The sequence below is a fragment of the Bradyrhizobium sp. HKCCYLRH3073 genome (assembly GCF_051167995.1).
In the GTDB taxonomy this organism is placed as follows: domain Bacteria; phylum Pseudomonadota; class Alphaproteobacteria; order Rhizobiales; family Xanthobacteraceae; genus Bradyrhizobium.
On sequence record NZ_JBNPUD010000001.1, the window covers coordinates 1 to 24797 of the forward strand.

The window sequence follows — 24797 nt, forward strand, 5'->3', positions numbered from 1 at the left end:
TCTTGCTGCCACAGGTCATCCTCGGAATGCCTGTCACTGAGATTATCGTGTCTCACTTGAGGGGTGCAGTCCAGCACGTCACCTAAACCCCATGTCACCTAAACCCCACCGCCCAGCACCGCGAGAATGCTCCAGCCGCTGTGAATGCCTCCGGGCACGAAGTTGAGGGCAGGGAAGCCGATCGCCAGCACCAAGTAACCGAGAATGGCCGCTCCAAGTGCGCCGCCCACCACGGCTGCGACGGCAATGCATGACGCTCGTATCGCTGTTCCCACCGACGATCCTTGCAGCGGTCCCGGAGCAAAACTTATCTCACCAACTGTCGGGACTGGCCAGCCTGCATCGTCCTTCGAGCACACCTGCTGCGCACTTGCAGCGAGCCGTCAAAATCGAGCCAGGAGCAACATCCATGCGGATCACCGTCGAAACCACCGTCGCAGCCCCCATAGATCAGGTCTGGCGCGCCTATACGACGCCGGCCGACATCGTCAAATGGAACGCCGCCTCGGACGACTGGCATACGACCAAGGCCACGGTCGACCTGCGGGAAGGCGGCGCGTTCTCGTCGCGGATGGAGGCCAAGGACGGCAGCATGGGCTTCGACTTCGCCGGCACCTACACCAAGATCGTCGAGCACGAGCTGATCGCCTATGCCTTCGGCGACCGGAAGGCCGAGGTGCATTTCGAACCCGGTCCTAAAGGCGTTGTGGTTCGTGTCGTCTTCGATGCCGAAACGACCCATTCAGTCGAGCAGCAGCAGGGGGGCTGGCAGGCAATTCTCGACAGCTTTGCGCGCCACGTGGAAGCGAAGGCGTCGTGAGGGGCGCGGGCTGGGAAGGGGCCGAATGCGCATCGTGAGCGAATCTTTCCGCTTGACATTTTCCGAAAATCAGCAATGATGTGCGCATCCTGCCTCATCGCAGAGGGGCGTACGCGTCGTCACGAACGTCGGGGCAGGGATGCGGTGGCTGTGAGGATGTCGGCAGACGACCGGCGTCCTTGCGGACGGAGAAGTCGTGTGGTCCTGGCCTCTCGACGCTGAGGTCAAGTCTGCGTTGTTGCTTGACGGCACGCGCGGGCGATGGGGGCAAGAAAGCCCGATCCCCAGGGAGAGCACGAAGGACACCGTGAAAACCATCGCGCAGGGAAGGCCGGAATGCATCGGTCGTACCTGTGGTTCCTGCCCCGTGCATTTTTCTCGCACGGGGGCCATGGGTGTGGCCAGCACCCGGTCTTCCCTGCGCCCTCTGTCTTTGATCAGGGGGACATGTCGATGCAGCACTCGGGCGCCACGCGCCGCGAGGCTACGGTCGCACGTCCTTTGAGCTGTTTGAGATGTGAATCCGGTCTAGCCCCATCGTCGTCCCGGCGAACGCCGGGACCCATACGCCGCGGCGGAAGTGGCTTGGCGAGGTCCAACGACGAGCCTGCCTCAAACGAGGTCCTGTGGTTATGGATCCCGGCGTTCGCCGGTATGACGCGGTGGTTGTTGCAGGAGCGCGCTGCCTCATGGAGGCCATTGAGAGCTACCGACGCAGCCGTTTTCCTCCGCTGTCGTCCCGGACAAGCCGTGACGCGCAAGGCGCGTCGCGGCGCCGATCCGGGACCCATACGCCGCGGCGGATGTGGCCTGGCGAGGTCTAACGACTGGCCTGCCTCAAGCGGCGGCCTGTGGTTATGGATCCCGGCGTGCGCCGGGATGACACTGACTTTGTAGCTTGAGCGTTCCGTCTCATGAGCCTTGTGAGTGCAAGACTACGACGACAGCCGCATATCCAGCAGCCGCCGGCCTTCGCCGCGCAGCAGCTTCTTCACCGCGCTGGAGGCGACGACCTCGCCGTCATTGGCATAGGCTTCGTGGTTCTTCTCGATGTCCTCGAGCCGGTACAGGTAGTTCACCATCACGGTTGCGGATTCGCGCTGGCCCTTGGAGGAGAGGTCGCCGAGCCAGTTGATGCGCTCGAGTCTGGCGCCATTGCCGAGGTGGAAGCGGGCGACGGGATCGATCACCTTGCCCTTCGACGTGCGCGCTTTGAGGAAGTAGTGCGCGGCGAGCGGCTCGATCACCGGGCGCAGCTCGGCGGTCATCTCGGCATCCTCGACCCAGCGCGGCTCGTTCAGCAGCTTGAGCACGTTGCGATCCTCTTCGGTCGCATCGGGGGTCGACTTCAGCCAGTTCATGAAGCCGGGCACCGGCGACAGCGTGACGAAGGTGTCGAGCTTCGGCAGCTCGCGGCGGAGCTCCTCGACCACCTGCTTGATCAGGAAGTTACCGAACGAGATGCCGCCGAGGCCACGCTGGGTGTTGGAGATCGAATAGAACACGGCGGTACGGGCGCGGTCGGCGGGCACCGGCGGACGGTCGACCGCGAGCAGCGGCGCGATGGCGCCGGGGATGGTCTCGGTCAGCGCGATCTCGACGAAGATCAAGGGCGCGTCGGGCATCGCCGGATGGAAGAAGGCGTAGCAGCGGCGATCGACCGGATCGATGCGGCGGCGCAGGTCGTCCCAGTCGTGGATCTCGTGCACCGCCTCGTAGCGGATGATCTGCTCCAGAATGTTCGCCGGCGTCGACCAGTCGATCTTACGCAGCACGAGAAACCCCCTGTTGAACCATGAGCTCAAGAGATGCACGACGTCGCGATCGAGCGCGGCGAGTTCCGGATTGCCCTTGATGAGATCCAGGAGATCGGTGCGCATCGCCACGAGTTCGGGCGTGCCGCCCGGCGCGCGGTTGAGCCGGCGGATCAATTCCTGCCGGCGCGGCTCGGAGGCGAAATGCAGCGCGCTCGCGCCTTCGTCCGACGGTGCCGCGCGCCAATCGTCGATCGCCTTGGCGAGCTTGGCCTTGTCGGGCCCGAAATCATGCACCAGCGCGGTGAAGAACGCCTTGCGGCCCTCGGGGTCGAGATCGTGATAGCCGTCGAGCACGTCGCGGGCCATCGCCGTGCCCGAGGCCTCGCCGGCGCCGGACACCAGCGCCTCGCACAGCTCGGCCAGGCTTTTCGCATCATGCTTGTCGGTAGGGGTGCCGCCGCCGCGCAGCAGCGTCCGGCCTCGCTCGGAAATTGTGGTGATCAGGTCGGTGAAAAAGGCGTTGGCCATCTGATGTCGGTCGAATCCCGGAGCGTGATGAGGGCGATGTTACATGGATTTATGGCAAAGCTGGCGACATTCAAACATAACAAATCGTCAACGCCGCCGCCGCGGCGTGCATATGCGGCCGGCGTGTCATGCACCTGTCTGCTCCGCGAATTCGGTCGGAGTGCGGCCGGTGACCTGCCTGAAGGCATGCGAAAACGCCGGCACGCTGGCATAGCCGAGATCGGCGGCGAGCTGCTTGACGGAGAGGTGACGGTCGGTGGACAGCCGCTCGATCGCGGCGGCGATCCGGGCGCGCTGGCACCACGCCTTGAAGCTCAGCCGCGTCTCCGCCGCGAACAGCCGCGACAGAGTGCGGGCCGAGCTGCCGACCTTGCCCGCCAGGGTCGCCAGATCCTCCTCGCTCGCGGGAGAGGCGAGGACGAGCTGGGCGGCGCGGCGTGCGCGCGGATCCTGCGGCAGGGGGATGAAGGTCGAGGAATCCTCGGCGCGGCGCAATTCGAGCAGCGCGAGCCGCACCAGCAGCGCGGTGCGCGCACGGTCGCCGTCGGCGGCGAACAGCGCCAGGATCGCCTGGTGCAGCAGCGGCGAGACCTGCACCACGAACTCGCGGTCGAGCCGCACGCCCCGCGTCTCCCGCGTCAGCCAGTCCTGCTCGAAATACAGCGTGCGCATCTGGCTGTCGGCCAGCATGTCGATGGCATGGCCGTGACGCGCCGGAACCCAGACGGCGCGGTCCGGCGGCACCAGCCAGCGTCCGCGCGGCGTCGTCACCTGCATCGTGCCGCGCGAGGCGTAGATCAACTGGGACTCGCGGTGCATGTGCGGATCGAGCCGGGCGCCCTTGTGATAGAGGCGCGCGATCAGGTGGACGCCGGGCTCGGTCGTCACCCGGTCGGCGCCGAGCGGCTTCAATGGCGTGTCCACGATGGTCATTGGCGGCTTCTCGTTGGTCACCTCGACTATAACCGATCTGCCAGGAATCGAGGACAGCTCCCATGAACAGCCCCCGCCGCGTCATCGGCTTCGTCAACGCGGCCCATTTCATCGACCATTATGCGATGCTGATCTTCGCAGCCGCGGTGATCATCATGGGCCCTGCGCTCGGCATGGCCTATGCGGACCTGCTGCCCTATGCGACGCCGGGCTTCATCGCCTTCGGCGCCGGCTCGCTCCTGACCGGCTGGCTCGGCGACCGCTGGAGCCGGCGGCACATGATGCTGATCTTCTATCTCGGCATCGGCCTGTCGATGATCTCGGTCGGACTGGTGCAGACGCCCTGGCAGCTCGGCGCGGCGCTGCTCGCGATCGGCCTGTTTGCCTCGATCTATCATCCGGTGGGAACCGCGATGCTGGTGTCCTATGCCGACCGGCTCGGCCGCGACATGGGGCTGAACGGCGTGTTCGGCAATCTCGGCGTCGCCTCGTCGGCGCTGGTCACCGGGGTGGTCGGGCAATATCTCGGCTGGCGCTTCGCCTTCATCGTGCCCGGCGTGATCACGGTCGGCATCGGCGTGGTGTTCGCGCTGGCGGTCGCGCATGAGGACCGCCGCGGATCGAAGCAGGCGGCGGCGCAGGCCCGGGTCGCGCGTGATCAGATGTGGCGCGTGGTGCTGGCGCTGCTGCTGGTGGTGATCGCGATCTCGACGACGTTCAACGCGATCACCGTGGCGCTGCCAAAACTGTTCGCGGAGCGGCTGGCGGGGCTGACGCAGAGCCCGGCGCTGCTCGGTGTGATCGCGGCCGGCGTCTACGTGTTCGGCGCCATGACGCAGTATACGATCGGGCGGCTGCTCGACCGCCACGCGCTGAAGACGATCGCGCTGCCGCTGTCGCTGGTGCTGGCGCCGCTGCTCTATCTCGCCGCGGATGCCCGCGACTGGGCGCTGATCGTGGCCTCGATCGGCATCGTCATGGGGGCATTCGGGCAGGTCACGGTGAACGACGCGATGGTCGGCAAGTACACCGCTGAGGAGTGGCGCTCGCGCGCCTATGCGGTGCGCTATTTCATCGGCTTCACCGCGGCCGGCGCCTCGGTCGGCCTGGTCGCCTGGCTGTATGAGCACGGCGGCTTCGCCACCATGCTGCAGGCCTTCGCTGCGCTCTGCCTGGTCGCGGTCATCGCCGCGCTGATCCTGCCGCCGGAGCTTCCGGCGGCGCAGCCGGCGCTGCGGCAGGCGCCGGCGGAGTGAGAATGCGATCCACCCAAATTTTCCCAATTGCCAGGCCTGCGCCGCCGGCGCAGCCTTGGCCGATATGCGCGTGCTGATACTGACGAGACCCGATTGGCCACCCTGCGGGCGACTGCGGTGGCGACAAGAGATTGAAGCACGATACCATTGAGGATCCGCCGATGATCAATTGCTTCAAGAGACTGCTGGTGCTCGGGATGGCCGCGGCGGCCGGCCTCGTAGCAACGCAGGCGCTGGCGCAGAGCGATGCGCAGCGCAACGCGATCAAGTCGGCATGCCGGTCGGACTACATGTCGAAATGCGCCAGCGTGCCGCCCGGCGGCGCGGCGGCGTTCCAATGCCTGCAGAAGAACATCGCGGGCCTGTCCTCAGCTTGCCAGACGGCGGTCAAGGCGCTCGAGCCCGCGGCAGAGGCAAGGCCTCCGGCAGACGCCAAGCCTGTCGTGGAGGCCAAGCCGGCTTCGGCGCCGCCGGCCGCGAGCGCGCCGGTCGCCGCCGAGGCGAGCAAGCCTTCCGCCGAACCTCCAAAGGCTGCGGCGCAGCCGGCCGCGTCCGTCCCGGCCGCGCCTGCCCAGTTGGCCACGGCCGCGGCCAAGCCGGCTGCGGCGGCGCCTGCGGGCAAGCCGAGCGAGGCCCAGGTGGCCGCGATCCGAACTGCCTGCGGCGCCGATTACCGCAAGGTCTGCAGCAGCGTGCCGCCGGGCGGCGCGGCGGCGCTGCAGTGCCTGGAGCAGAACAAGGTGAGAGTGTCCGGCCCCTGCGCTCAGGCGATGGCGTCTTCGAGCGGCGGCGTCACGCCGAGCGGGGCATCGACGGCGACCGCGGCTGTTGCCCGGCCCGCGGCGACAACCGCCGCTGCACCGGCGGCGCCCGCGCTGGTGTTGCGACCGCTGCGGCCGCTCGAGGAGTTGCGCATCGTGAGGGCCGCCTGCGGCGCGGACGCGCGGGCGTTGTGCAGCGGCATCGAGCCGGGCGGCGGCCGGATCGCGCAGTGCCTCGCGGCCAATGCCGGTGCGCTGACACCTGGCTGCAAGGGCATGCTCGCGCAGTTTGCGGCCAATCGCTGATGCAGGGCGGCTGTCGCCGTTCACGGTTACCACCGCAGTGCACGCGGGGATGCACAGGAGAGCGAATCCACCCAAATTGTCCCAATTGTCGGGTGGGGACGTCCCAGGCAAGGTCGCAACAGGGTGGATATTTGACCAATCAGATCATGATCAGGAGTTTGAAGATGAGCGCCATTCTTTCACGTGCCATTATTTCCACGCTGTGCGGATTGTTCATCCTGGCGGTAATGCCGTTCGTGTCGATGTCGGATGCCAACGCCGTGGTCTGCGCACGCGGCGTCGTGCGAGCCGGCTGCGCCGGTGCGGCGGGCGCCGTGGTGGTTCGCAAGCCGCCGGTGGCGGCTGCGGCGTGCCGCACGGTGATCGTCAATGGCGTCGCGGTTCGGCGCTGCGTTTAAGCGACGCTTAATTGGTTTTCGGTATCGAGTTATTTGAAACCGTAATTGCGACGCGCAAGTTTTGCGCGTCGCATGCTGCTTTGCGCAAGCGAGGTAAGCTGTATTTAACGGTGCTCCCGGCAAGGTGCGGCTCGTATCCAACTTGCAATTCGATGGGAGAGGGCCATGGCGTTTTGGCGCTGGCTGCGTGACGCAGCCCTGGCAGCTGCGGTAGTCACGTTTGCCGGCAACGCCGCCGGCGCAGCCGGCTTGAAGGAAGAAATCGCGCCGACCGGCAAGCTTCGCGTCGCCATCGCCGTCGGCGCCGCCGGCGGGGCGTTCTGGTGCGTCAAGTCGGACAGCGGCTATTCAGGCGTTCCGGTCGAACTGGGCAAGGCCATGGCCGCGCAGGTCGGTGTGCCCGTCGAATTCGTCGAGCATCCGAATTCCAATGCGATCACCGAAGATGCTGCGCGGGGCATCTGGGATGTGGCCTTCATGCCGAAGGACGCGGAGCGCGAAAGCAAGGTCTCGTTCGGTCCGGTCTACGATTCGGTCGAGACCACCTTCATCGTCCGCGCCGGTCTCGACGTCGCCAACATCGCGGCGCTGGACCAGGCCGGCACCGAGGTTGCGGCCATCAACGATACGACCGTGATGCGCGGCGCCAAGGCCTTCCTGAAGAAGGCGACCGTCACCGGCTTCAAATCCTATGAGGAAGTCTATGCGCTGCTGAGTGCCGGCGAGATCGACGCGCTGGCCTTGGCCCGCGATCAACTGAATCTCATCGCCAAGCAGATTCCCGGCACCAAGGTGCTCGCCGAGACCTTCAAGAAGACGGACACGGCGGTCGCGGTGCCGCTGAAGCATCCGCAGTCCTTGGCCTTCGTCACCAAGTTCATGACGGAGTCCAAGGCGAACGGTCTGCTCAAGAAGGCCTACGGCGCCAACAATCTGAGCGAGTCGACGCTGCTCACCCAGTAAGCGCACCGACGCTGCCTGCCGGACTCTCCCGCGCCACGGGGGAGAGCCGTCGTCTCAGCCGGGCTCCTGCGGCGTCAGTTCGGCGCCCGCCTCACGATCGGATCAAGGCCGCTTTCCGCGATCACGTGACGCGCATCCGGTGATTGCAGGAACTTGATGAGCGCCTTGCCGGCCTCCGGCTCCTTGGCGGCCGTGGCGATGCCGGCGGAGAACACGGTCATCTTCTGCAGTCCGGCCGGCAGCGGCCCGACGATGTCGATGCCCTTCACCGGCTTGAGCTCGCTGATCTGCTGAAAGCCGATCTCCGCTTCGCCCTGGGCGACGATCTCGCCGACGGGAGTGGCCGGAATCATCCGCGCCTTGCCTTTCATCTCGTCCTTGATGCCAAGCCTGTCGAACATCTCGGTGGAGACATAGACGCCGCTGGCGCTGTCCGAATAGGCGATGGTCTTGGCGGCGATCAGCATGCGTTTCACGGCTTCCGCGTTCGAAATATCGGGATGCGGCGTCCCCGACTTGACGGCGACGCCGATCGGCGAGTTGGCGAGGTCCGCACGGCTATCCGGCGTCACCTTGCCCTTGGTGGTGAGATCGCTGAGCGCGTAGCCCACCATGATGAGGACATCGGCAGGTTCGCCACGCTCGAGGCGAACCGGAATCGCATTCGTGGTTGTTCCCATCGACGGGCCGTACGCAATCGCGACCTTGTGACCCGAGCGCCGCTCGAACTCCGGCACCAGGGATTTGAATGCAGCGGTCATGCCGCCGGAGATCATGACGTGAACTTCTGCGGCTTGGGCCGCGGTGGTCAGGAGGAACGCGGCCGAAGCGGCGAGACCGATGGTGCGGAGATGGGTCGAGAGGATCATGGCAGGCTCCGAGACGAACGGCTGGAGGCCGGGGGCGCTTTGGATAGCCCGACTGTGCCGGGAAGGCCAGCGCCCCGCGGGGCCGGCCATCCCTCCGCAATGCGTCTCGCTCGCGGCGTCACTGTGTCTGCAGCGCGGCGAGACTGTTCGCCGCCACCTCAGCCGGCCTGATAGGCCGGCGCGGATGCGAGAAAGTCGTTATACGCGTCGGCGTCGGGCGGCGTGAACATCTCCGCCAATGGATTGCGCCGTCGGCGCCGAGCGCCGATGTCGGCAAGCAGTTCGTCGAAATGCTTGAAGTGATAGGGCGCGACGCAAAGTCCGCCATACACGCCCGCGGCAGGGCGCTCGATCCGCTTGAAATGCAGCATCATCTCGATGTTGTCGCGCATCTCGCGCTCGCTCGGTTGATGCGCCAGCTGTTTGTCGGCGTAGCGCACCAGCCAGTTGGCGGCCATGTCCGCACAGAGCACGGTGCAGAAGCTCGAATTGAAGCCGACGAATCCCATGTCGGGAAGATCGGGATTGGCGATCAGCCGATAGAGCCGGTACTGCCCGTCCGGATCGACCAGTCTGGCGCGGTCGGCATCCGACAGGAATGGGACTCCGAGCTTGTAGCCGATGGCGAGGATCGCGACGTCGGCCGGAATCCGTTCACCGCCGCTGGTCACGATGGTGTTCGGCTCGTAGTGGTCGAAGGTGCCGTAGACCGCCTTGATCCGGCCGTCTGCGACCATCGGGAAGAAGTCGGGCGTGGCGATCGGGACGGAGCAGTTCACGCCGTCCTCGATCCTGCCCTTCGGCACCATGTTGCATTTGGCGAGCTTCAACTGCGTCTTGAGCACGCTCTCCAGGCCGCGCCAATTGGCCCAGACGAGCGGCTTGGCCAGCAGATGGGCAACGCGCGCGAGCGGACCGATGCCCCAGCTTGCAAACATCTGCTCCTGGGCACGGATATAGAGGATGCGCTTGAAGTTGATCAGACCGCCGACGAAGTAGGGAATGCGCCACACCGCTTCGCGAAGCACGATCGTGACCGAGCGCGCGCCGGCGCGTACGGCGTTGACTGCGATGTCGGTTGCCGATTTCGAGCCGCCGAGGACCACCACGTCGCGCCCCTTCGTGAGCGCGGCATTGTTGTATTTCGAGGAATGCAGGATCAAGCCGCCGGCGGCCGCGAACTGATCTTCGCCGCCAAGCGACAACGTCTGCGGCTCGTTGAACTGACCGGTGCAGACGGCGACGAAATCGAAATCCTCCCGGCTCGTTCGGTCTCCGGTTTTGAGGTCGAGGCTCCATCCAGGCTTGCCGTCACTGCGGCGCTGCATCGCAAGCACGGTCGTGTTCAACCGCATCAGGCGGACGAGGTCGTGGGATTTCGCGTAGTCGGCAAGATACGCATAGACCTGCGGTCCCTTCGGCCATTCGGGGTAGTGATCCGGCATCGCCTTGTCGGTGTAGCGATAGAGCTCCTTGGGGCTCTGCGTCTGCACGTCGGGATAGGACCGCGCGGGCTCCCAGACGCCACCGAGATCGGCGCTCCGCTCGACGATGGTGACGTCGTGCCCGCGGGCGGTGAATGCTTTGGCTGCAGCCAGGCCGGAGACGCCGGCACCGATCACACAGACATTCTTTCGGCTGATCATGGGACCTCCTTGTTGTCGAGCGCGCAGCCGCGTTCGGGCGGCATTCGCCCGCCGCGCTGCAGAAGCCCGCGAGAGTTCGATGGTGACGAAGGTCGCTCGGCGCGACCGAGACGTGCGATGCCGACGGATGGGTCGGCATCGAAATCAGGGCGAGAAGGATCTCGCCGGTCGCATCTCGTCCGAGCGCAGCGGCTGCTCATGCTGCAGGCGCACGGAGCCGACAGCGATGATCGCGCGCCGTTCGTACCGCAACAATCGGGGGGCGCTCGCTGGGGCCCGCGCTGTCGCCTAGTCGTTGGCCTCCGGCGGCAGGAAGTCGACCTCGTGCTCCGCCGAGATTCGCACCACTTCGGCCGGGTCGGCGAGATTGTGCAGCATGTTGAACAGCGCCTCCAGCTTCTGCATCGGCGAGACCCAGAACAGCGCGCGCGCCGGCTTGTCGGATTTGTTGAAGTAGCCATGCGGAATGCCGCGCGGCATGCGCACGAGGTCGCCGGCATTCGCCTTGACCCAGACGCCGTCGAGCTTGAGGTCGAGTACGCCTTCCTGCACCAGGATGAACTCGTCCTGGGTGGGATGAACGTGAACCGGCACGAACTGCCCGGGCTCGCTGTTGGTCTCGAACGCGAACGTGGAGTCGGTGACGGCTTTGGGATAATAGAGCTGACCCAGGATATTCCAGGTCTTGCCGGCATAGCCGGTACCTGCGCGCGTGATGCCTTTTTCGAGTGTGATCATGGCGGATCTCCTTGCTGCACGCATGGGAGGATCGAGCCGGGGCCTGCCCAAGTCTATCCGGAAAACGAATCCCTCGACGTCAGTTGCTAATTATTATAGGTTTCAAACGATCTCGACGGGCGATGTAGGCCATGACTGCAGATGCAGCCGCTGATCGTAGTTGGAAGTCACCGGCGGTGCCGCGGCTGACCGCCTATGGTCGTGTTGCAACGCACGATGTCGATGAGGCCGCTGAACAAATAGGCCGCATCTTCTGTCCGCATGGGCTGCAACCGGAGGCGGATACTGCGCGCGATTTCCTCGCTCTGCATAATTGCGCGGCATTCGATGGCTTTTCCATCAACTACGTCGCCTATGGCGGTGCGGTAACCATTGATCCGGGCTGTCTCGACCGCTTCTTCCTGCTGCAGCTCCCGCTGGCGGGGACCGCGCGGGTCTTCGCCGGGACCGGCGAGGTCGCGACGGCGCCGGATCATGCGGCGTCGCTGCTGTCGCCGACATTGCCCACGCGCATGGTCTGGGAGGGTTGCGCTCAGTTGATCCTGTTGCTCGACCGCCGTCTCGTGGAACAGCGCGCAGCAGCGCTGTCCGGGCGCGCGGTGCAACCGATCGAATTCGATCCCGCAATCGCGTTGTCGGGATGTCATGGCTCGCGGCTCCGGGCTCACATGCTCGGGCTCGCCGACCTCGCCGAGCGTCTCGGCGGTGGGCGCGGACTGCCAGCGGTCGCGGCCGCCAATTGGCGCGAGACGCTGCTGGATATTCTGTTCGCGCAGCCGGGAAATGGCCTGGCGGAGGCGATCAGGCTGCATTCCGGCCGGGTCGAGACGCTGCCGCAGGCCGTCCGCCGGGCGCGTGATCTCCTGGCAGCGCACGCAGCCGAACCGCTCGATCTGGCGCAGCTTGCGGCATCGTCAGGCGTGGGGATCCGGGCGCTGCAGGGCGGCTTCCGCCGCCATTTCGGCATGTCGATCTCCGACATGCTGCTCGACATCCGGCTGGCGCGGCTCAATGCGCAATTGATGACGGCTGCGCCGGAGGCGCGGATCATCGACGTCGCCTTCGACCTCGGCTTCACCCATCTCGGGCGGATGGCGGGGGCCTATCGCGACAAGTTCGGGGAGGCGCCGTCGGCCACGCTGCAACGCGCACAGCGCGGCCGCTTCACGAATTGACGTGCACGAAATCCCGCAGCAGCGGATAGATCTCGTTGTTCCACTTCTTGCCGCTGAACACGCCGTAATGGCCGACGCCGGCCTGCATGTGATGGACGCGGCGATAGGCGCGCACGTTGGTGCAGATGTCCTGCGCCGAGAGCGTCTGGCCGATCGAGCAGATGTCGTCGCGCTCGCCCTCGACCGTCATCAGGCCGATGCGCCGGACTGCCTTCGGGTCGACGGGACGGCCGCGGTGCATCAGTCTGCCCTGCGGCAGCAGATGGTCCTGGAAGACGTCGCGCACCGTCTCGATGTAGAACTCCGCCGGCAGATCCATCACCGCGAAGTACTCGTCGTAGAAGGTCTTGATCGTCTCGGCCTTCTCGACCTCGCCTTTGGCGAGATGGTTGGCGAGATCCATGTGCTGCTTGACGTGGCGCTCGAGATTCATCGAGACGAATGCCGTGAGCTGCACGAAGCCAGGATAGACCTTGCGGAAGGCGCCCCTGCATTGAAAGGGCACGTAGTGGATCAGGTTGTCCTCGAACCAGTCGATCGGCTTGCTCTTGGCGAACTCGTTGACCTTGGTCGGCTGGATCCGCGTATCGATCGGTCCGGCCATCAAGGTCAAGGTGGCCGGCCGCGACGGATGGTTGTCCTCGCACATCACGGCGGTGGCCGCGAGCGCGGAGACCGACGGCTGGCAGATCGCCACCATGTGAGGGCGCGGCCCGAGCTGGCCGAGGAAGGTGATGAGATGATCGGTGTAATCTTCGAGGCCGAAGCGGCCATGATCGCGCGGGATGTCGCGCGGATTGTGCCAGTCTGTGATATAGACGTCGTGATCCTGCAATAGCGTCTTCACGGTACCGCGCAGCAGGGTGGCGAAATGGCCGGACATCGGCGCGACAAGCAGCACCTTGGGCTGATCCGGTGCGGCATCCTTCTTGAAGTGCAGCAGAGAGCCGAACGGCGTCTTGAACGTGACCTCTTCGGTGACGGCGAGCTCGCGGTTGCCGACCATCACGCTGTCGATGCCATAGGCCGGGCGGGCGTAGGTCAAGGCCGAGCGGGAGATCAGCTCGAGCGCGGCGGACAGACGCCGCATGGCGCGGCTGGATAGCCCTGATGGGATCAGGTTGAGATAGCGCATGGCGGCTGCCGCGCTCTGGCGCCACGGCTCGGTCAGGTCCATGTGGTTCTGATAGGCTTGGTACAGCAGCGCCATCGCGTCCGATCCATTACATGCATTGGTGTATGCAATATCGAAGCCAGAGCGGCCGAGTCTTGCCTGAAAAACTGGCATGTCGCTTGCTCGATGAAATCTCTCACATATCCGGCTCCGCCCATCGCGCCGCTTGCACGAGCGGCACGATGGGCGGACGACAATCGACAATGCGGCAACAGGGTAGGGCGACATGGCCAAAGCGACGTTGACCATCAGTAGCAAGAATTACTCGTCGTGGTCGCTGCGCGGCTGGCTGCTGGCCAGGTTTGCCGGACTGGATTTTGACGAGGTGATCGTCGGTCCGGACGACGCGTCGGCTCGCGCCGAGATCCTGCTGCTGTCGTCCTCGATCCTGGTGCCGTGCCTGCGCCACGATGGTGCGACGATCTGGGATACGCTGGCGATCGGCGAGTATCTCAACGAGACCTTTCCGGAGGCGGGCCTGCTGCCAGCCGACCGCGTCCAGCGCGCGCATTGCCGCTCGATTTCGGGCGAGATCCATTCCGGCTTCACGACTCTGCGGGCGTCGCTGCCGGTCAATCTCAAGGGCCACTTTCCGGGCTTCAAGGTCTGGACGCGGGCGCAGGCCGACATCGATCGCATCTGGGCGATCTGGCGCGACTGCCTGGAGAGATCCGGCGGTCCATTTCTGTTCGGCCAGCGCGGCATGGCGGATGCGATGTATGCGCCGGTGGTGACGCGCTTCGTGACTTATGACGTGAAGCTGGAGCCGCAGCTCAGGGCCTATGCCGACCTGATCATGGCGATGCCGGAGATGCAGCAATGGATCGAGGCCGCCAAGGCCGAGCCCGAGGAGATCGAGGAGCTGGAGGTCGAGTACTAGGTGTCCTGCCGTCAGCGGACCTTGCCCGCGGCCCTTTGCAGCCGCCGGCCCCGGCGAGAACGGCTCATGGCGCGGGCAGGTGCTGCCCAATTTGAAGCCGGATTTGCGTCCTTTCGGCGCGTGGCGTGAGCTGTCAGCACGTCACCATTGCCGTGTGGCGTCGGCCAAAACCCGGTTGTTGGCAATCAGTTCGGCGCGCGATGCCGTCACCGCCTGCCGATCTTTGCGTTGCGAACAGGGCGTGGCGTGGTTTTCGCATGGCACAATTCGCTTTCTGACGTGGTGGCCGCTGTGGCCGATCGATGGGCCGCAACGGTCGCCGATGTCGCGATCAACCGGTGGAGGCCGTCATGAACCAGCATGCAGTGGTGACCAAGTTCTCGCACGTGAAGCCCGAGGATACCGACTACAAGGGCGGTGGGTTGCGCGACTTCTTTCTGTATCGCGATCTCGGCATCGCCGACGCCACCGGCGGGCAGGTGATCTGCCACCTCGTCAAGGCCAATCCGGATTGTCCGCCGGTGGATGGCACAGGCTGGCATCGCCATGATTGCGATTTCCAGATCGTCATCATGATGAAGGGCTGGGCCCGCTTCATGTACGAGGACAAGCCGACCCTGGTGAAGGCCGGCGACGTCGTGCACCAGCGGCCCGGCATCGTGCACTACCTCTACGATTATTCCCCTGACATGGAATATATGGAGATCGTCAGCCCGGCCGACTTCAAGACGGTCGAGATGCCGCCGGCGACCGACAACGTGCCGCCGGTCACGCCCTGGACCTGAGCGCCTGAACTCCTTCTCCGTTAGTCTTTGGCATCCGGTTGCGGCAAGCGGCCGGAGGCGTCTCCTCACGATGTGGTGGGTCGTCTCCGATGTGTCCGACATCTAGCGTGAACAGATCGCGCACCAGATGCGGCGTCCGATTCGGACGCGATTCGTTCCGGCAGCGTTCCAAGGATTAAGACTGCAAGGCAGCGCCGTCGCGTTTTGACACACGGCACGCGCGCTGCCTGTCTCGCGCCTTGGTGCTCCACATTTCCCCTTGCGACCGATCTGGTGCCGGTCCATCACCCGCAAGGGGAGCATCGATCATGACCTTGACCACATTGGCTTGGCTCGCGCTCGCGGCCTACGGCGCGCATATTCTCGAGGAATACACGTTCGATTGGCGCAATTGGGCGCGTACGGTGATGAAGCTGCCGGTCGAGTGGAGCGACTTCTACGTGACGAACGCGCTGGTTGTCGTGCTCGGCGCGGTGCAGGCAGAGCTTGCCGAGACATGGCCGCCGGCCGCGCTCACCTACGCGGCGCTGATGATCATCAACGCCATCTTCTTTCACATTCTGCCGTTCCTGCGCAGCGGAGGCAGATTCTCGCCGGGGCTGGCGACGGCGCTGATTCTGTTCTTTCCGATTGCAATTGCAATGTGGCGGCGGGCGTGGGGCGACGGTGTGCTCGACGTTGGAACGGTTGTCCTCGCGGTCGTCGCCGGCGCGCTGCTGATGGCCTATCCGGTCGTGATGCTCAATCTGCGTTCGAAACCATATTTTCGGCAAGACCGGCCCTGAGCAGAACTCAGGGCCCGGCATGATCAATAAGACGAAGCGCGATCGGCAACGAAGCTCGGCTGCGGACGGCGTCCATTGCGCTCGTCAAATCGCGAGCGTGGGAAGCGCCAGCCGATGACAGTGGCTTCGAGCGCGCCGCCGGATTCCTTGTTGTGCCATTTGCCATCAATGTAGAAACAGGGGAACGGTAGTTGGTAGGTGCCGCTGTGATCCTCGCACAGCACCTCGACCGTCTGTCCGGGCGGCGGCTCACCGCTGCCGTCGAATTGCGCCAGCCGTTTTTCGCGCGTAGCCATTCTGTCCATCTCCCTAAAAACGGGTCCCGGCCGGAACTTCAATGCGCGATTGAGGTCTCAGTATGGTATCAATCAGGAAACTCCTTCAGTTCCACGCAAAATCATGTGTTGGGCAAGCCAATGAGAAAATTGTGATGCGAAGAATCGTTTCTGCGGGAATCATTTTTGCCGCGAGTGTTCTCGCGATGTGTGTGAGTTCTGCCGCATATGCGCAGGATATTCCGGGCATCGAGATATGCACTGCAGAAAAGGCGATGGATCGTCGGACATCATGTCTGCAGAGCAACATCGATTTCCTGCAGAAGACGATGACCAAGCAAGCGCTCGATCAGCAGCAGAAGCTCGATGCGGCGAATCGGCAGATCCAGGCGCTGAAGGCTGCGCTGATCTCGCAGCAGGGCCTGATCGACGAACTGAAGGCGTCGCAGGCGAAGCTTGCGGACGAACTGAGGAAGAAGGCCGATGCGCCGGGCGCCAAGGACGCGGCGCCGGCGAAGCCGGCCGGCAAATAGCACGGTCCGCAGCGCAATAACGATCAAGCGCACGAGGACGTCCGCGCGCATGATCGGCCGCTCGACAAGGAGAGGCGCGTGTCCAACAACCCGGCCGAGAGGGCGCTCTGGTTCATCGAGAGCCATCTGTCGGCGCCGTTGACGTTGGATGATGTCGCTGCCATTGCCGGCGTGTCGCGCTTCCACATCGTGCGCGCGTTCGCGGCGGCGACCGGCGTCTCGGTGATGCGCTATGTCAGGCTGCGCCGTCTCAGCGAGGCGGCACGGGCTCTGGCCTCGGGAGCGCCGGACATTCTCAGTCTCGCGCTCGAGGCCGACTACGGCTCCCACGAAGCGTTCACGCGCGCGTTCCGCGACCAGTTCGGCGTCACGCCGGAATCGGTGCGCGCCAGCTCACGCCTCGATGGCCTGTCGCTTCAGGAGCCGATCATGATGGACCAGACTCCGCTCGCCGATCTCGCCGCACCACGTTTCGTCACGGCCAAGCCGCTGCTCGTTGCCGGTGTGGCCGAGCGCTTCAGCCATGACAACGGGGCCGGCATTCCGGCGCTCTGGCAGCGCTTCCACCTGGTCGAGCAGGATATCCCGGCGCGCGTCGGCGACGTCGCTTACGGCGTCTGCTGCAACGGTGACGACGCCGGAAACTTCGACTATATCGCAGGCGTCGCGGTAGCCGACTTCTCCAACCTGCCGCGCAGCTTCGCCAAGGTTCGGATTCCCGCGGCCACCTTTGCCGTGTTCGCCCATCCGGGCCACGTCTCGACCATCCGTCGCACCGTCAGCACGATCTGGAATCACTGGCTGCCGCAATCGGGCTGCACGGTCGCCGATGCACCGAATTTCGAACGCTACGATCAGCGCTTCGATTCCAGGACCGGTGATGGCGGCTTCGAGATCTGGGTTCCGGTGATTCGCTGAGGCGGTCCCGAATTGTGTCGAGACGCTGCAGGCCAGCCCTGCGGCGCCGGACCCTGCCGATTGCTTGGCAAGCAGCGGCACGTTTGCGATAACCTCACGCCTAACAACAATGCGCCGCAGCGCGGCGACGAAAGCGGGAGGTCGTCCGATGTCCGACATGCGCGTGCTCGCCACCGATCTGGAATTTCCGGAAGGGCCCGTGGTGATGCCCGACGGCTCGGTGGTGCTGGTCGAGATCCGCGGAAAGCGCCTGACGCGGGTGTTTCCCGACGGCCGCAAGGAGATCGTGGCGCAGATTCCGGGGGGGCCGAATGGCGCGGCGCTGGGGCCCGACGGCAAGATCTACATCTGCAACAATGGCGGTTTCTCCTGGATTCCGACTGGCAAGATGATCATGCCGGGCCCGCAGCCCGAGGACTATCTCGGCGGCTCGATCCAGCGCGTCGATCTGCAGAACGGCAGGATCGAGACCGTCGTCAGCCGCTGCGGCGAGCACGCGCTGCGCGGGCCCAACGATCTGGTCTTCGACCGTCACGGCGGCCTGTGGTTCTCTGACCTCGGCAAGCGCCGCGCCCGCGACATGGACGTCGGCGCGTTCTATTACCTCAAGCCCGGCATGAGCGAGATCGTCGAGGCCGTCCACGGCATTCTGCCGGCCAATGGCATCGGGCTCTCGCCGGATGAAAAGACCGTCTACATCGCGGAGACGCCGACCGCGCGGCTCTGGGTCTACGACGTTCCGGAGCCCGGCACCGTCAAGCCGCGCGAGGTGATCTATCGTGGTGAGCGCGGCCGGCCGATCTGCGGCCTCGGCGGCTACCAGATGTTCGATTCGCTCGCGGTCGAAGCGAACGGCAATGTCTGCGTCGCGACGCTGATCTCCGGATGCATCAGCGTGATCGCGCCGGACGGCACGCTGGTCGAGCAGGTCCCGACCGGCGACCGCGTTACGACGAACATCGCCTTCGGCGGCCCCGAACTGAAGACCGCCTACATCACGCTGTCGGGCCGGGGCGAGCTGGTGGCGATGGACTGGCCCCGGCAGGGCCTGCCGCTGAATTTTCTGAACAAGTGAATGCGGCTGGGCATCGTCATCACGGCGCGCCGGTGATAACCAGCTGGCTGGAACGTCGTCGGAATTGCTCCTCATGGTGAGGAGCGCCGCAGGCGCGTCTCGAACCATGAGGCCTCCATCGTGGCCTCATCCTTCGAGACGCAGCGCTTGCGCGCTGCTCCTCGGGATGAGGGGAAGGAGTCTTTGATGCCCTTTCTTGAACCAGTCACCCTTCGCGGCCCGCATGCGAGCCTTCTGCCGCTCTCGCCCGACCACCACGACGCGCTGGTCGAGGCCGTCAGTGACGGCGAATTGTGGAAGCTGTGGTACACCGCAGTTCCGAAACCCGAGACCATGGCCAAGGAGATCGAGCGCCGGCTCGGCCTGCTCGCGGCCGGCAGCATGCTGCCGTTCACGGTGCTCGACGCCGACGGCCGCGTCGCCGGCATGACGACCTACATGAACGTCGATGCCACCAACCACCGCGTCGAGATTGGCTCGACCTGGTACGCGAAGCGGGTGCAGCGCAGCGCGCTCAACACCCAGTGCAAGCGGCTGCTGCTGGCGCATGCCTTCGAGGCGCTGGACTGCATCGCGGTCGAGTTCCGCACCCACTTTTTCAATCACCAGAGCCGCCGCGCCATCGAGCGGCTCGGCGCCAAGCAGGACGGCATTTTGCGCAGCCACCAGATCGCGCCGAACGGCACGCTGCGGGATACCGTCGTCTACAGCATCACCGCGGCCGAATGGCCGACCGTGAAGGCGCATCTCGACTACCAATTGAATGACAAGCCGCGCTGACCGCGCTATGGCCGCTTGCCGCCTCGCGCGGCTGATGACGATGAGACCGGGACGAACGACCAGATGGATACCTTCGACTATGTGATCGTGGGCGCCGGCTCCGCCGGCTGCGTGCTGGCGAGCCGCCTCAGCGAGGACCCTGAGGTCACGGTGTGCGTGCTGGAGGCGGGGCCGCGCGACTGGCATCCCTACATCCATCTGCCGGCCGGCTTCATCAAGACCTTCTACATGAAGAGCATCAACTGGGGTTATCAGCAGGAGCCGGGGCCCTACACGGCCGGGCGCAGCATCTACGCGCCGCGCGGCAAGACGCTCGGCGGCTCCTCGTCGATCAACGGCCATGTCTACAATCGCGGCCAGCGCCAGGACTTCGACACCTGGGCGCAGATGGGCAATCGCGGCTGGAGCTATTCCGACGTGCTGCCGAATTTCAAGCGCATGGAGAAGCGCATCGGCGCCGGCGAGGACCAGTATCGCGGCCGCGACGGCAACCTCATCGTGACCACCATGGAGTGGAAGGACACGCTGTGCGAGGCCTTCATGGATGGCGCTGTCTCGCTCGGCATCCCGCGCAACCCGGACTACAACGGCGCGATCCAGGAAGGCGTCTCCTACGTCCAGCGCACCATCCAGAACGGCCGCCGCGTGTCGTCGGCGACCGCATTCCTGCGTCCGGCCAGCAAGCGGCCGAACGTCGAGGTTCGCACCCACGCCCATGCCACCGGCGTTGTGCTGGAAGGCAAACGCGCGGTCGGCGTGCGCTATCATCGCGGCGGGCGCGGCGGCGTGCCGGTCGAGGTGCGCGCGCGTAAAGAGGTGATCCTGTCCGGTGGTGCCTATAATTCGCCGCAGCTCTTGCAGCTCTCCGGCATCGGCGCGCCCGAGCTGCTGCAGGAGCACGGCATCGAGGTGCGTCATGCACTCCGAAGCGTCGGCGAGGGCCTGCAGGACCATTACGCACCCCGCACGGTGGCGCGTGTCAAGAACATCAAGACCGTCAACGAGCTCGCGCGCGGCCTCAATCTGTGGGGCGAGGCGCTGAAATGGGCGGTGACGCGGCGCGGCATCCTGTCGCTGTCGCCGACCATGGTCTACTGCTTCTGGCATTCCGGCGAGACCGCCGAAAGCTCCGACCTGCAGCTCACCTTCACGCCGGCAAGCTACAAGGAGGGCGTGCAGGGCCAGCTCGAGGACGAGCCCGGCATGACGGTGGCGTCCTGGCAGCAGCGCCCGGAGAGCCGCGGCTATGTGCGGCTGCGCTCGGCGGATCCGTTCGCGCCGCCGCTGATCCAGACCAACTATCTCACCGCCGAGCTCGACCGCCGCGTGGTCGTCGCCGGCATGAAGCTGGCGCGTCGCCTGCTGGCCTCGGCCCCGCTCGCGCCGTACTATGCTTACGAGGATTTTCCGGGACCGAAGGTGAACAGCGACGACGAGTTCCTGGCCGCGGCGACGCAGCGCGCCACCACCACCTTCCATCCCGGCTGCTCCTGCCGGATGGGACCGGCGGACTCGACCTGGGCCACGGTCGACGACCGGCTCCGCGTCCATGGTCTCGAGGGCCTGCGCGTCGCCGATGCCTCGATCATGCCGCGCATGATCTCCGCCAACCTCAACGCTGCGACCTTGATGATCGGCGACAAGGCGGCGGATTTGATCTTGGGCAAGGGCGACGCGGGAGAGCGGCTGTCGGCGTAAGCGGCGGGCTCACTCAGCGCGGAAGCAGCTCTATCCGTCGCTCTCTTGTCAGCTGAATTCGAGCGCTCGCGGAATGGTCGGTGCGCTCCCTCTCCCCGTTCTTACGGGGAGAGGGTCGGGGTGAGGGGCAGACGCGGGGGCAGACGCACGGGTGATGCTATTGCTCTGCGACCCGGAGCCGTCGTGCTCGTCCGATGGACCGGTGATCCTGGCCGCTGATGTGCCATGCCCCTCACCCGGATTGCTGCGCAATCCGACCTCTCCCCGCAACGGGCGGGGAGAGGTTGCACCGCCCGTGCTGAAATAGTCGGGCCGACAACGCGACGTTACCTACTTCACCAGCCTGAACCTCCCGCCCTCGACCTTGATCAGGAACGCCGAGCGTTCGTCGTAGCCGTTGTGGTCGGTCGGGCTCATGTTGGAGAGGCCGTTGTTGAGATAGACATCCTTGCCGCGCTCGAGTTCGTCGCGCAGCGCGGCGCGGAATTCCGGCGTGCCGGGCTTGGCGGCCTTCAGCGCGCCGGGAATGGCGCCCTTGAGCAGGGTCGCGGTGTCCCACAGATGCGCGGCAAAAATGTTGGGCTTGTCGCCATTGGCGGCCTGATAGGCGGAGACGAACGCGTCGTTGGCGCGGCGGAAGGGATCCTCGGGCGCCAGATCGTCGGCGATCGAGAACGCTTCGCCGGCGAAGATCGCACCCTCGACATTCTCCTTGCCGAGCTTGATGAACTCCTGCGTCGCGACGCCATGGGTCTGGAAGATCTTGCCGGCATAGCCGCGCTCGCGCAGTGCCTGCTGCGGCAGCACGGCCGGCGTGCCGGCCGAGGCGATGAACACCGCGTCCGGATTGGTGGCGATCACCTTGAGCGCCTGGCCGGTGACGCTGGTGTCGCCGCGCGCATAGACCTCGTGGGTGGTCACCGTGAGCCCGAGCTTCGGCGCGAGCCTCGTCACCTCCTGATAGTAGCCCTCGCCATAGCCGTCGGACACGCCGATGAAGCCGAGCGTCTTCACGCCGCTCCTGGCGATGTATTTGAGCATGGCTGCGGCCATGATGTCGTCATTGGGCACCACCTTGAATGCCCATTTGCGCTTGTCGTCCATCGGCTGCACGATCGCGGTCGAGGCCGCCAGCGACAGCAGCGGCGTCCTGCTCTCGAGCGCGACGTCGAGCATCGGCATCGTCACCGGCGTCAGCGACGAGCCGATGATCACGTCGACGCCGTCCTGGATCACCAGCCGCCGCGCGTTCTGCAAGCCCTTGACGCTGTCGGACTCGTCGTCGAGCGCGATGTAGACGATCCTCTCGCCGCCGATCTCCTTCGGCAGCGCGGCCACTGCCTTGAGCTGCGGCTGGCCGAGCGCCGAGCCGGGTCCGGTTGCGGACACCACGACACCGACCTTGATGTCGGCCCGCGCGGGCGCGCCGAACGCCATCGTTGCAGCAATTCCGATCGCCGTGAGCGCGGCTCTCATCGTGTATCCTCCCCGTTGAGCGTGCTCGGCGCGTTGACTGGCCGAGACTTTGGCCGATGAGCGTAGCCGGACCGGCGGCCCCGTGTCTGTCCCCGTGGTTGGTGACGCAGGGCGCGGCGCTTCCAGCCGAGGCGGGTTGCTGCTAGGTTTCGGCGAACAAAAAGATCCGGGAGGAACGCATGGAGGCTCAGGAGCCTGGCATCGAGGCGGCCGGCGCCGTCGGCGCGATGGTGCTCGCGATCGGACAGCCCGCATTTCCGCAGGTCCTGATCGAGACGTTGCGCATTGTTGCGGATGTCGGCCATTGCATGGTGTTCGCCTTCGAGGACCAGCGCTCGGCGCGCTGTCTGCTCAGCACGGGGAACATCGCGATCGGGCCCGACCTCGGCGCGGCGTATTCGGAGCACTTCCACACCGCCGATCCTAACCGGGATACGATCTTTCGCGCGCGCGCGGACACCAGCCACATCCTGCTGCCGAACTTCGCCCGCCGCATGTACCCGAAGGGCTACCGCAAGCTGTTTTTCGAGGACTCCGAGATCGTCGACAAGGCCGCCACCGCGATCTGGGTCGGCGAGCACTGCACCTACGTGAACTTCTATCGCACCGCTGTCCAAGGCGGCTTTGCGCCCCGCGAGCGCCAGCGCATCGCCGCGGTCGCCCCGATCGTGGGGGCCATCGTCGCGCGTCATTGCCAGGATCGCGCCGCCGCGATGGATCCGGCCGACAGATTTGCCTCGTTGTTCGCCGCCGGCGGACCGCTGTCGGTGCTGACCGCGCGGGAGAAGGACGTCTGCCGGCGCATCCTCGAGGGCTTCACCTCGGAGGCGATCGCCGGAGATCTCGGCATCGCCCTCAACTCCGTCTTCACCTATCGCAAGCGCGCCTATGAGAAGCTCGGCATCGCCTCGCAGAACGAGCTGTTCGCAATCGCGCTGCGCCTGATGGCGACACCGCGGCCGCTGAACTGAGCGAGAGGCGCGCGCATGCTGTCACCCATCGCCGGGACAGACGTCGCCCGCGCGCGCGGCTAGCTTGCGCCGTCCGACTGGAGATCGACAGTGAGCACAGCACCGCGCTTCAACATCGATACCGCCACCTTCTGGGCCGATCCCTATCCGGCGCTGGCGCGCATGCGCCAGGAGGCGCCGATCGCCTTCGTGCCGCAGCTCGGCAGCACGCTGTTGTGCCGCCGCGACGACATCTTCGTCTCCGAAAAGCAGATCGACGTCTTCAGCTCGCATCAGCCGCAGGGCCTGATGAACCGGCTGATGGGTCACAACATGATGCGCAAGGATGGCGCGGCGCACATGGCGGAGCGTCAGGCGATCGCGCCGGCGGTGTCGCCGCGCGCCGTGCGCGTGCACTGGCTGGCGCAGTTCCAGACGCACGCCGACCGGCTGATCGATGCGCTCGATCCGGCCACGGATGTCGATCTCGTCGGCGATTTCGCTCTGCCGTTCTCGGCCGAGTGCCTGAAGCTGATCACCGGCCTCACCAACATGCGCTTCCAGGACATGAATGCGTGGTCGCAGGCGATGATCGACGGCATCGCCAACTACACCGGCGATCCCGCGGTCGAGGCGCGTTGCAACGCCGCGACCGCCGGCATCGATGCCGCGATCGACGACATGCTGCCGGTGCTGGAGAAGACCCCGAACCAGAGCCTGCTTGGCGTGATGCTCGCCGCGCAAATGCCGATGGAGAGCATCCGCGCCAACATCAAGCTCGCCATCTCGGGCGGCCAGAACGAACCGCGCGACGCGATCGCCGGCACGGTGTGGGCGCTGCTGACGCATCCCGAGCAGCTCGCGCTGGCCATCACTGGCGAGGTGCGCTGGCTCCAGGTGTTCGAGGAATATGCCCGCTGGATCTCGCCGATCGGCATGTCGCCGCGGCGGATCGCCAGGCCATGGAGCATCCGCGACGTCGCCTTCGAGCCGGAGGAGCGCGTGTTCCTGATGTTCGGCTCGGCCAACCGCGACGAGGCGCATTTCACCGATCCCGATCGCTTCGACATCCGCCGCGACGTCTCCAAGAGCATCGCCTTCGGCGCAGGCCCGCATTTCTGCGCGGGCGCCTGGGCCTCGCGCGCGATGATCGCCGACGTCGCGCTGCCGACGCTGTTCGCGCGGCTCAAGGACCTGCGCCTGCGTGACACCGAGCCGGTGCGCATCGGCGGCTGGGCGTTTCGCGGTCTGCTCAATCTGCCGGTGACCTGGGACGCGACGCGGGATTGATCCTGGCCGCGGCCCTCGCGGGGAAGCG

General features: G+C 65.6%; 24 protein-coding genes. 16 read left to right on the forward strand and 8 right to left on the reverse strand.

Features of this window, described 5'->3' with window-relative positions:
* The first annotated feature begins 409 nt into the window (after positions 1-409).
* Positions 410-820: an SRPBCC family protein gene (locus ACQR1X_RS00005; RefSeq protein WP_434898372.1), complete on the forward strand. Its 411-nt coding sequence runs from the start codon at positions 410-412 to the stop codon at positions 818-820.
* Between the two features lie 935 nt (positions 821-1755).
* Here ACQR1X_RS00005 and ACQR1X_RS00010 read toward each other — a convergent pair.
* Entirely contained in the window at positions 1756-3105 is a 1350-nt protein-coding gene (locus ACQR1X_RS00010) for a malonyl-CoA decarboxylase (protein ID WP_315805792.1), read from the reverse strand.
* Between the two features lie 126 nt (positions 3106-3231).
* Entirely contained in the window at positions 3232-4038 is an 807-nt protein-coding gene (locus ACQR1X_RS00015) for an AraC family transcriptional regulator (RefSeq protein WP_315805791.1), read from the reverse strand.
* A 62-nt stretch (positions 4039-4100) separates the two neighbouring features.
* Here ACQR1X_RS00015 and ACQR1X_RS00020 point away from each other — a divergent pair, with 62 nt between their 5' ends.
* The 4 genes from ACQR1X_RS00020 to ACQR1X_RS00035 all read left to right on the forward strand — a co-directional run bounded on the left by ACQR1X_RS00020 (position 4101) and on the right by ACQR1X_RS00035 (position 7722).
* Positions 4101-5294: an MFS transporter gene (locus ACQR1X_RS00020; protein WP_315805790.1), complete on the forward strand. Its 1194-nt coding sequence runs from the start codon at positions 4101-4103 to the stop codon at positions 5292-5294.
* A 161-nt stretch (positions 5295-5455) separates the two neighbouring features.
* Positions 5456-6361 (forward strand): hypothetical protein, encoded by a 906-nt coding sequence (locus ACQR1X_RS00025; RefSeq protein ID WP_315805789.1) that lies wholly within the window; start codon positions 5456-5458, stop codon positions 6359-6361.
* Positions 6362-6525: 164 nt separating this feature from the next.
* Positions 6526-6759 (forward strand): hypothetical protein, encoded by a 234-nt coding sequence (locus tag ACQR1X_RS00030; protein ID WP_315805809.1) that lies wholly within the window; start codon positions 6526-6528, stop codon positions 6757-6759.
* A gap of 165 nt (positions 6760-6924) precedes the next feature.
* Complete coding sequence (locus tag ACQR1X_RS00035; RefSeq protein WP_434898106.1) at positions 6925-7722, forward strand: transporter substrate-binding domain-containing protein; 798 nt, start codon at positions 6925-6927, stop codon at positions 7720-7722.
* A 74-nt stretch (positions 7723-7796) separates the two neighbouring features.
* On the opposite strand, the gene ACQR1X_RS00040 is transcribed toward ACQR1X_RS00035, so the two are convergent.
* From ACQR1X_RS00040 to ACQR1X_RS00050, 3 genes are all read right to left on the reverse strand, one after another.
* Positions 7797-8591: a substrate-binding domain-containing protein gene (locus tag ACQR1X_RS00040; protein WP_434898107.1), complete on the reverse strand. Its 795-nt coding sequence runs from the start codon at positions 8589-8591 to the stop codon at positions 7797-7799.
* 158 nt (positions 8592-8749) lie between these two features.
* Entirely contained in the window at positions 8750-10237 is a 1488-nt protein-coding gene (locus tag ACQR1X_RS00045) for a flavin-containing monooxygenase (protein WP_316239253.1), read from the reverse strand.
* Positions 10238-10525: 288 nt separating this feature from the next.
* Positions 10526-10975, reverse strand: coding sequence for a cupin domain-containing protein (locus tag ACQR1X_RS00050; RefSeq protein ID WP_315805785.1), 450 nt, complete (start codon positions 10973-10975; stop codon positions 10526-10528).
* A 131-nt stretch (positions 10976-11106) separates the two neighbouring features.
* Between ACQR1X_RS00050 and ACQR1X_RS00055 the strand changes: the two genes are divergently transcribed.
* Positions 11107-12150: an AraC family transcriptional regulator gene (locus tag ACQR1X_RS00055; RefSeq protein WP_434898108.1), complete on the forward strand. Its 1044-nt coding sequence runs from the start codon at positions 11107-11109 to the stop codon at positions 12148-12150.
* On the opposite strand, the gene ACQR1X_RS00060 is transcribed toward ACQR1X_RS00055, so the two are convergent.
* On the reverse strand, positions 12140-13360 hold the full coding sequence (locus ACQR1X_RS00060; protein WP_316177794.1) for a polyhydroxyalkanoate depolymerase: 1221 nt from the start codon (positions 13358-13360) through the stop codon (positions 12140-12142). The genes ACQR1X_RS00055 and ACQR1X_RS00060 overlap by 11 nt on opposite strands.
* A 190-nt stretch (positions 13361-13550) precedes the next feature.
* Here ACQR1X_RS00060 and ACQR1X_RS00065 point away from each other — a divergent pair, with 190 nt between their 5' ends.
* The 3 genes from ACQR1X_RS00065 to ACQR1X_RS00075 all read left to right on the forward strand — a co-directional run bounded on the left by ACQR1X_RS00065 (position 13551) and on the right by ACQR1X_RS00075 (position 15774).
* Positions 13551-14204, forward strand: coding sequence for a glutathione S-transferase family protein (locus ACQR1X_RS00065; protein ID WP_434839217.1), 654 nt, complete (start codon positions 13551-13553; stop codon positions 14202-14204).
* 350 nt (positions 14205-14554) lie between these two features.
* The gene (locus tag ACQR1X_RS00070; protein ID WP_315718052.1) at positions 14555-14989 is read left to right on the forward strand and encodes a cupin domain-containing protein; all 435 of its coding nucleotides are present in this window, start codon (positions 14555-14557) and stop codon (positions 14987-14989) included.
* A 308-nt stretch (positions 14990-15297) separates the two neighbouring features.
* Positions 15298-15774 carry an HXXEE domain-containing protein gene (locus ACQR1X_RS00075; RefSeq protein ID WP_315805781.1) on the forward strand — a complete coding sequence of 159 codons (477 nt, stop codon included), beginning with the start codon at positions 15298-15300 and terminating at the stop codon, positions 15772-15774.
* 23 nt (positions 15775-15797) lie between these two features.
* On the opposite strand, the gene ACQR1X_RS00080 is transcribed toward ACQR1X_RS00075, so the two are convergent.
* Positions 15798-16070, reverse strand: a complete 273-nt coding sequence (locus ACQR1X_RS00080) for a hypothetical protein (protein WP_315805780.1) — start codon at positions 16068-16070, stop codon at positions 15798-15800.
* Between the two features lie 185 nt (positions 16071-16255).
* Here ACQR1X_RS00080 and ACQR1X_RS00085 point away from each other — a divergent pair, with 185 nt between their 5' ends.
* The 5 genes from ACQR1X_RS00085 to ACQR1X_RS00105 all read left to right on the forward strand — a co-directional run bounded on the left by ACQR1X_RS00085 (position 16256) and on the right by ACQR1X_RS00105 (position 21053).
* A complete protein-coding gene (locus tag ACQR1X_RS00085) occupies positions 16256-16582 on the forward strand; it encodes a hypothetical protein (RefSeq protein ID WP_315805808.1) in 327 nt (108 codons plus the stop codon).
* Between the two features lie 78 nt (positions 16583-16660).
* On the forward strand, positions 16661-17500 hold the full coding sequence (locus tag ACQR1X_RS00090; protein ID WP_315805779.1) for an AraC family transcriptional regulator: 840 nt from the start codon (positions 16661-16663) through the stop codon (positions 17498-17500).
* A gap of 148 nt (positions 17501-17648) precedes the next feature.
* Positions 17649-18575, forward strand: a complete 927-nt coding sequence (locus ACQR1X_RS00095) for an SMP-30/gluconolactonase/LRE family protein (protein ID WP_434898109.1) — start codon at positions 17649-17651, stop codon at positions 18573-18575.
* Between the two features lie 186 nt (positions 18576-18761).
* Positions 18762-19355 (forward strand): GNAT family N-acetyltransferase, encoded by a 594-nt coding sequence (locus ACQR1X_RS00100; RefSeq protein WP_434898110.1) that lies wholly within the window; start codon positions 18762-18764, stop codon positions 19353-19355.
* A gap of 63 nt (positions 19356-19418) precedes the next feature.
* Positions 19419-21053: a GMC family oxidoreductase gene (locus ACQR1X_RS00105; protein WP_316217637.1), complete on the forward strand. Its 1635-nt coding sequence runs from the start codon at positions 19419-19421 to the stop codon at positions 21051-21053.
* Between the two features lie 330 nt (positions 21054-21383).
* On the opposite strand, the gene ACQR1X_RS00110 is transcribed toward ACQR1X_RS00105, so the two are convergent.
* Positions 21384-22529, reverse strand: coding sequence for an ABC transporter substrate-binding protein (locus ACQR1X_RS00110; RefSeq protein ID WP_434898111.1), 1146 nt, complete (start codon positions 22527-22529; stop codon positions 21384-21386).
* 179 nt (positions 22530-22708) lie between these two features.
* On the opposite strand from ACQR1X_RS00110, the gene ACQR1X_RS00115 reads away from it, so the two are divergent.
* Positions 22709-23500: a helix-turn-helix transcriptional regulator gene (locus ACQR1X_RS00115; protein WP_434898112.1), complete on the forward strand. Its 792-nt coding sequence runs from the start codon at positions 22709-22711 to the stop codon at positions 23498-23500.
* A 90-nt stretch (positions 23501-23590) separates the two neighbouring features.
* Entirely contained in the window at positions 23591-24769 is a 1179-nt protein-coding gene (locus ACQR1X_RS00120; protein WP_434898113.1) for a cytochrome P450, read from the forward strand.
* Positions 24770-24797 lie beyond the last annotated feature (28 nt).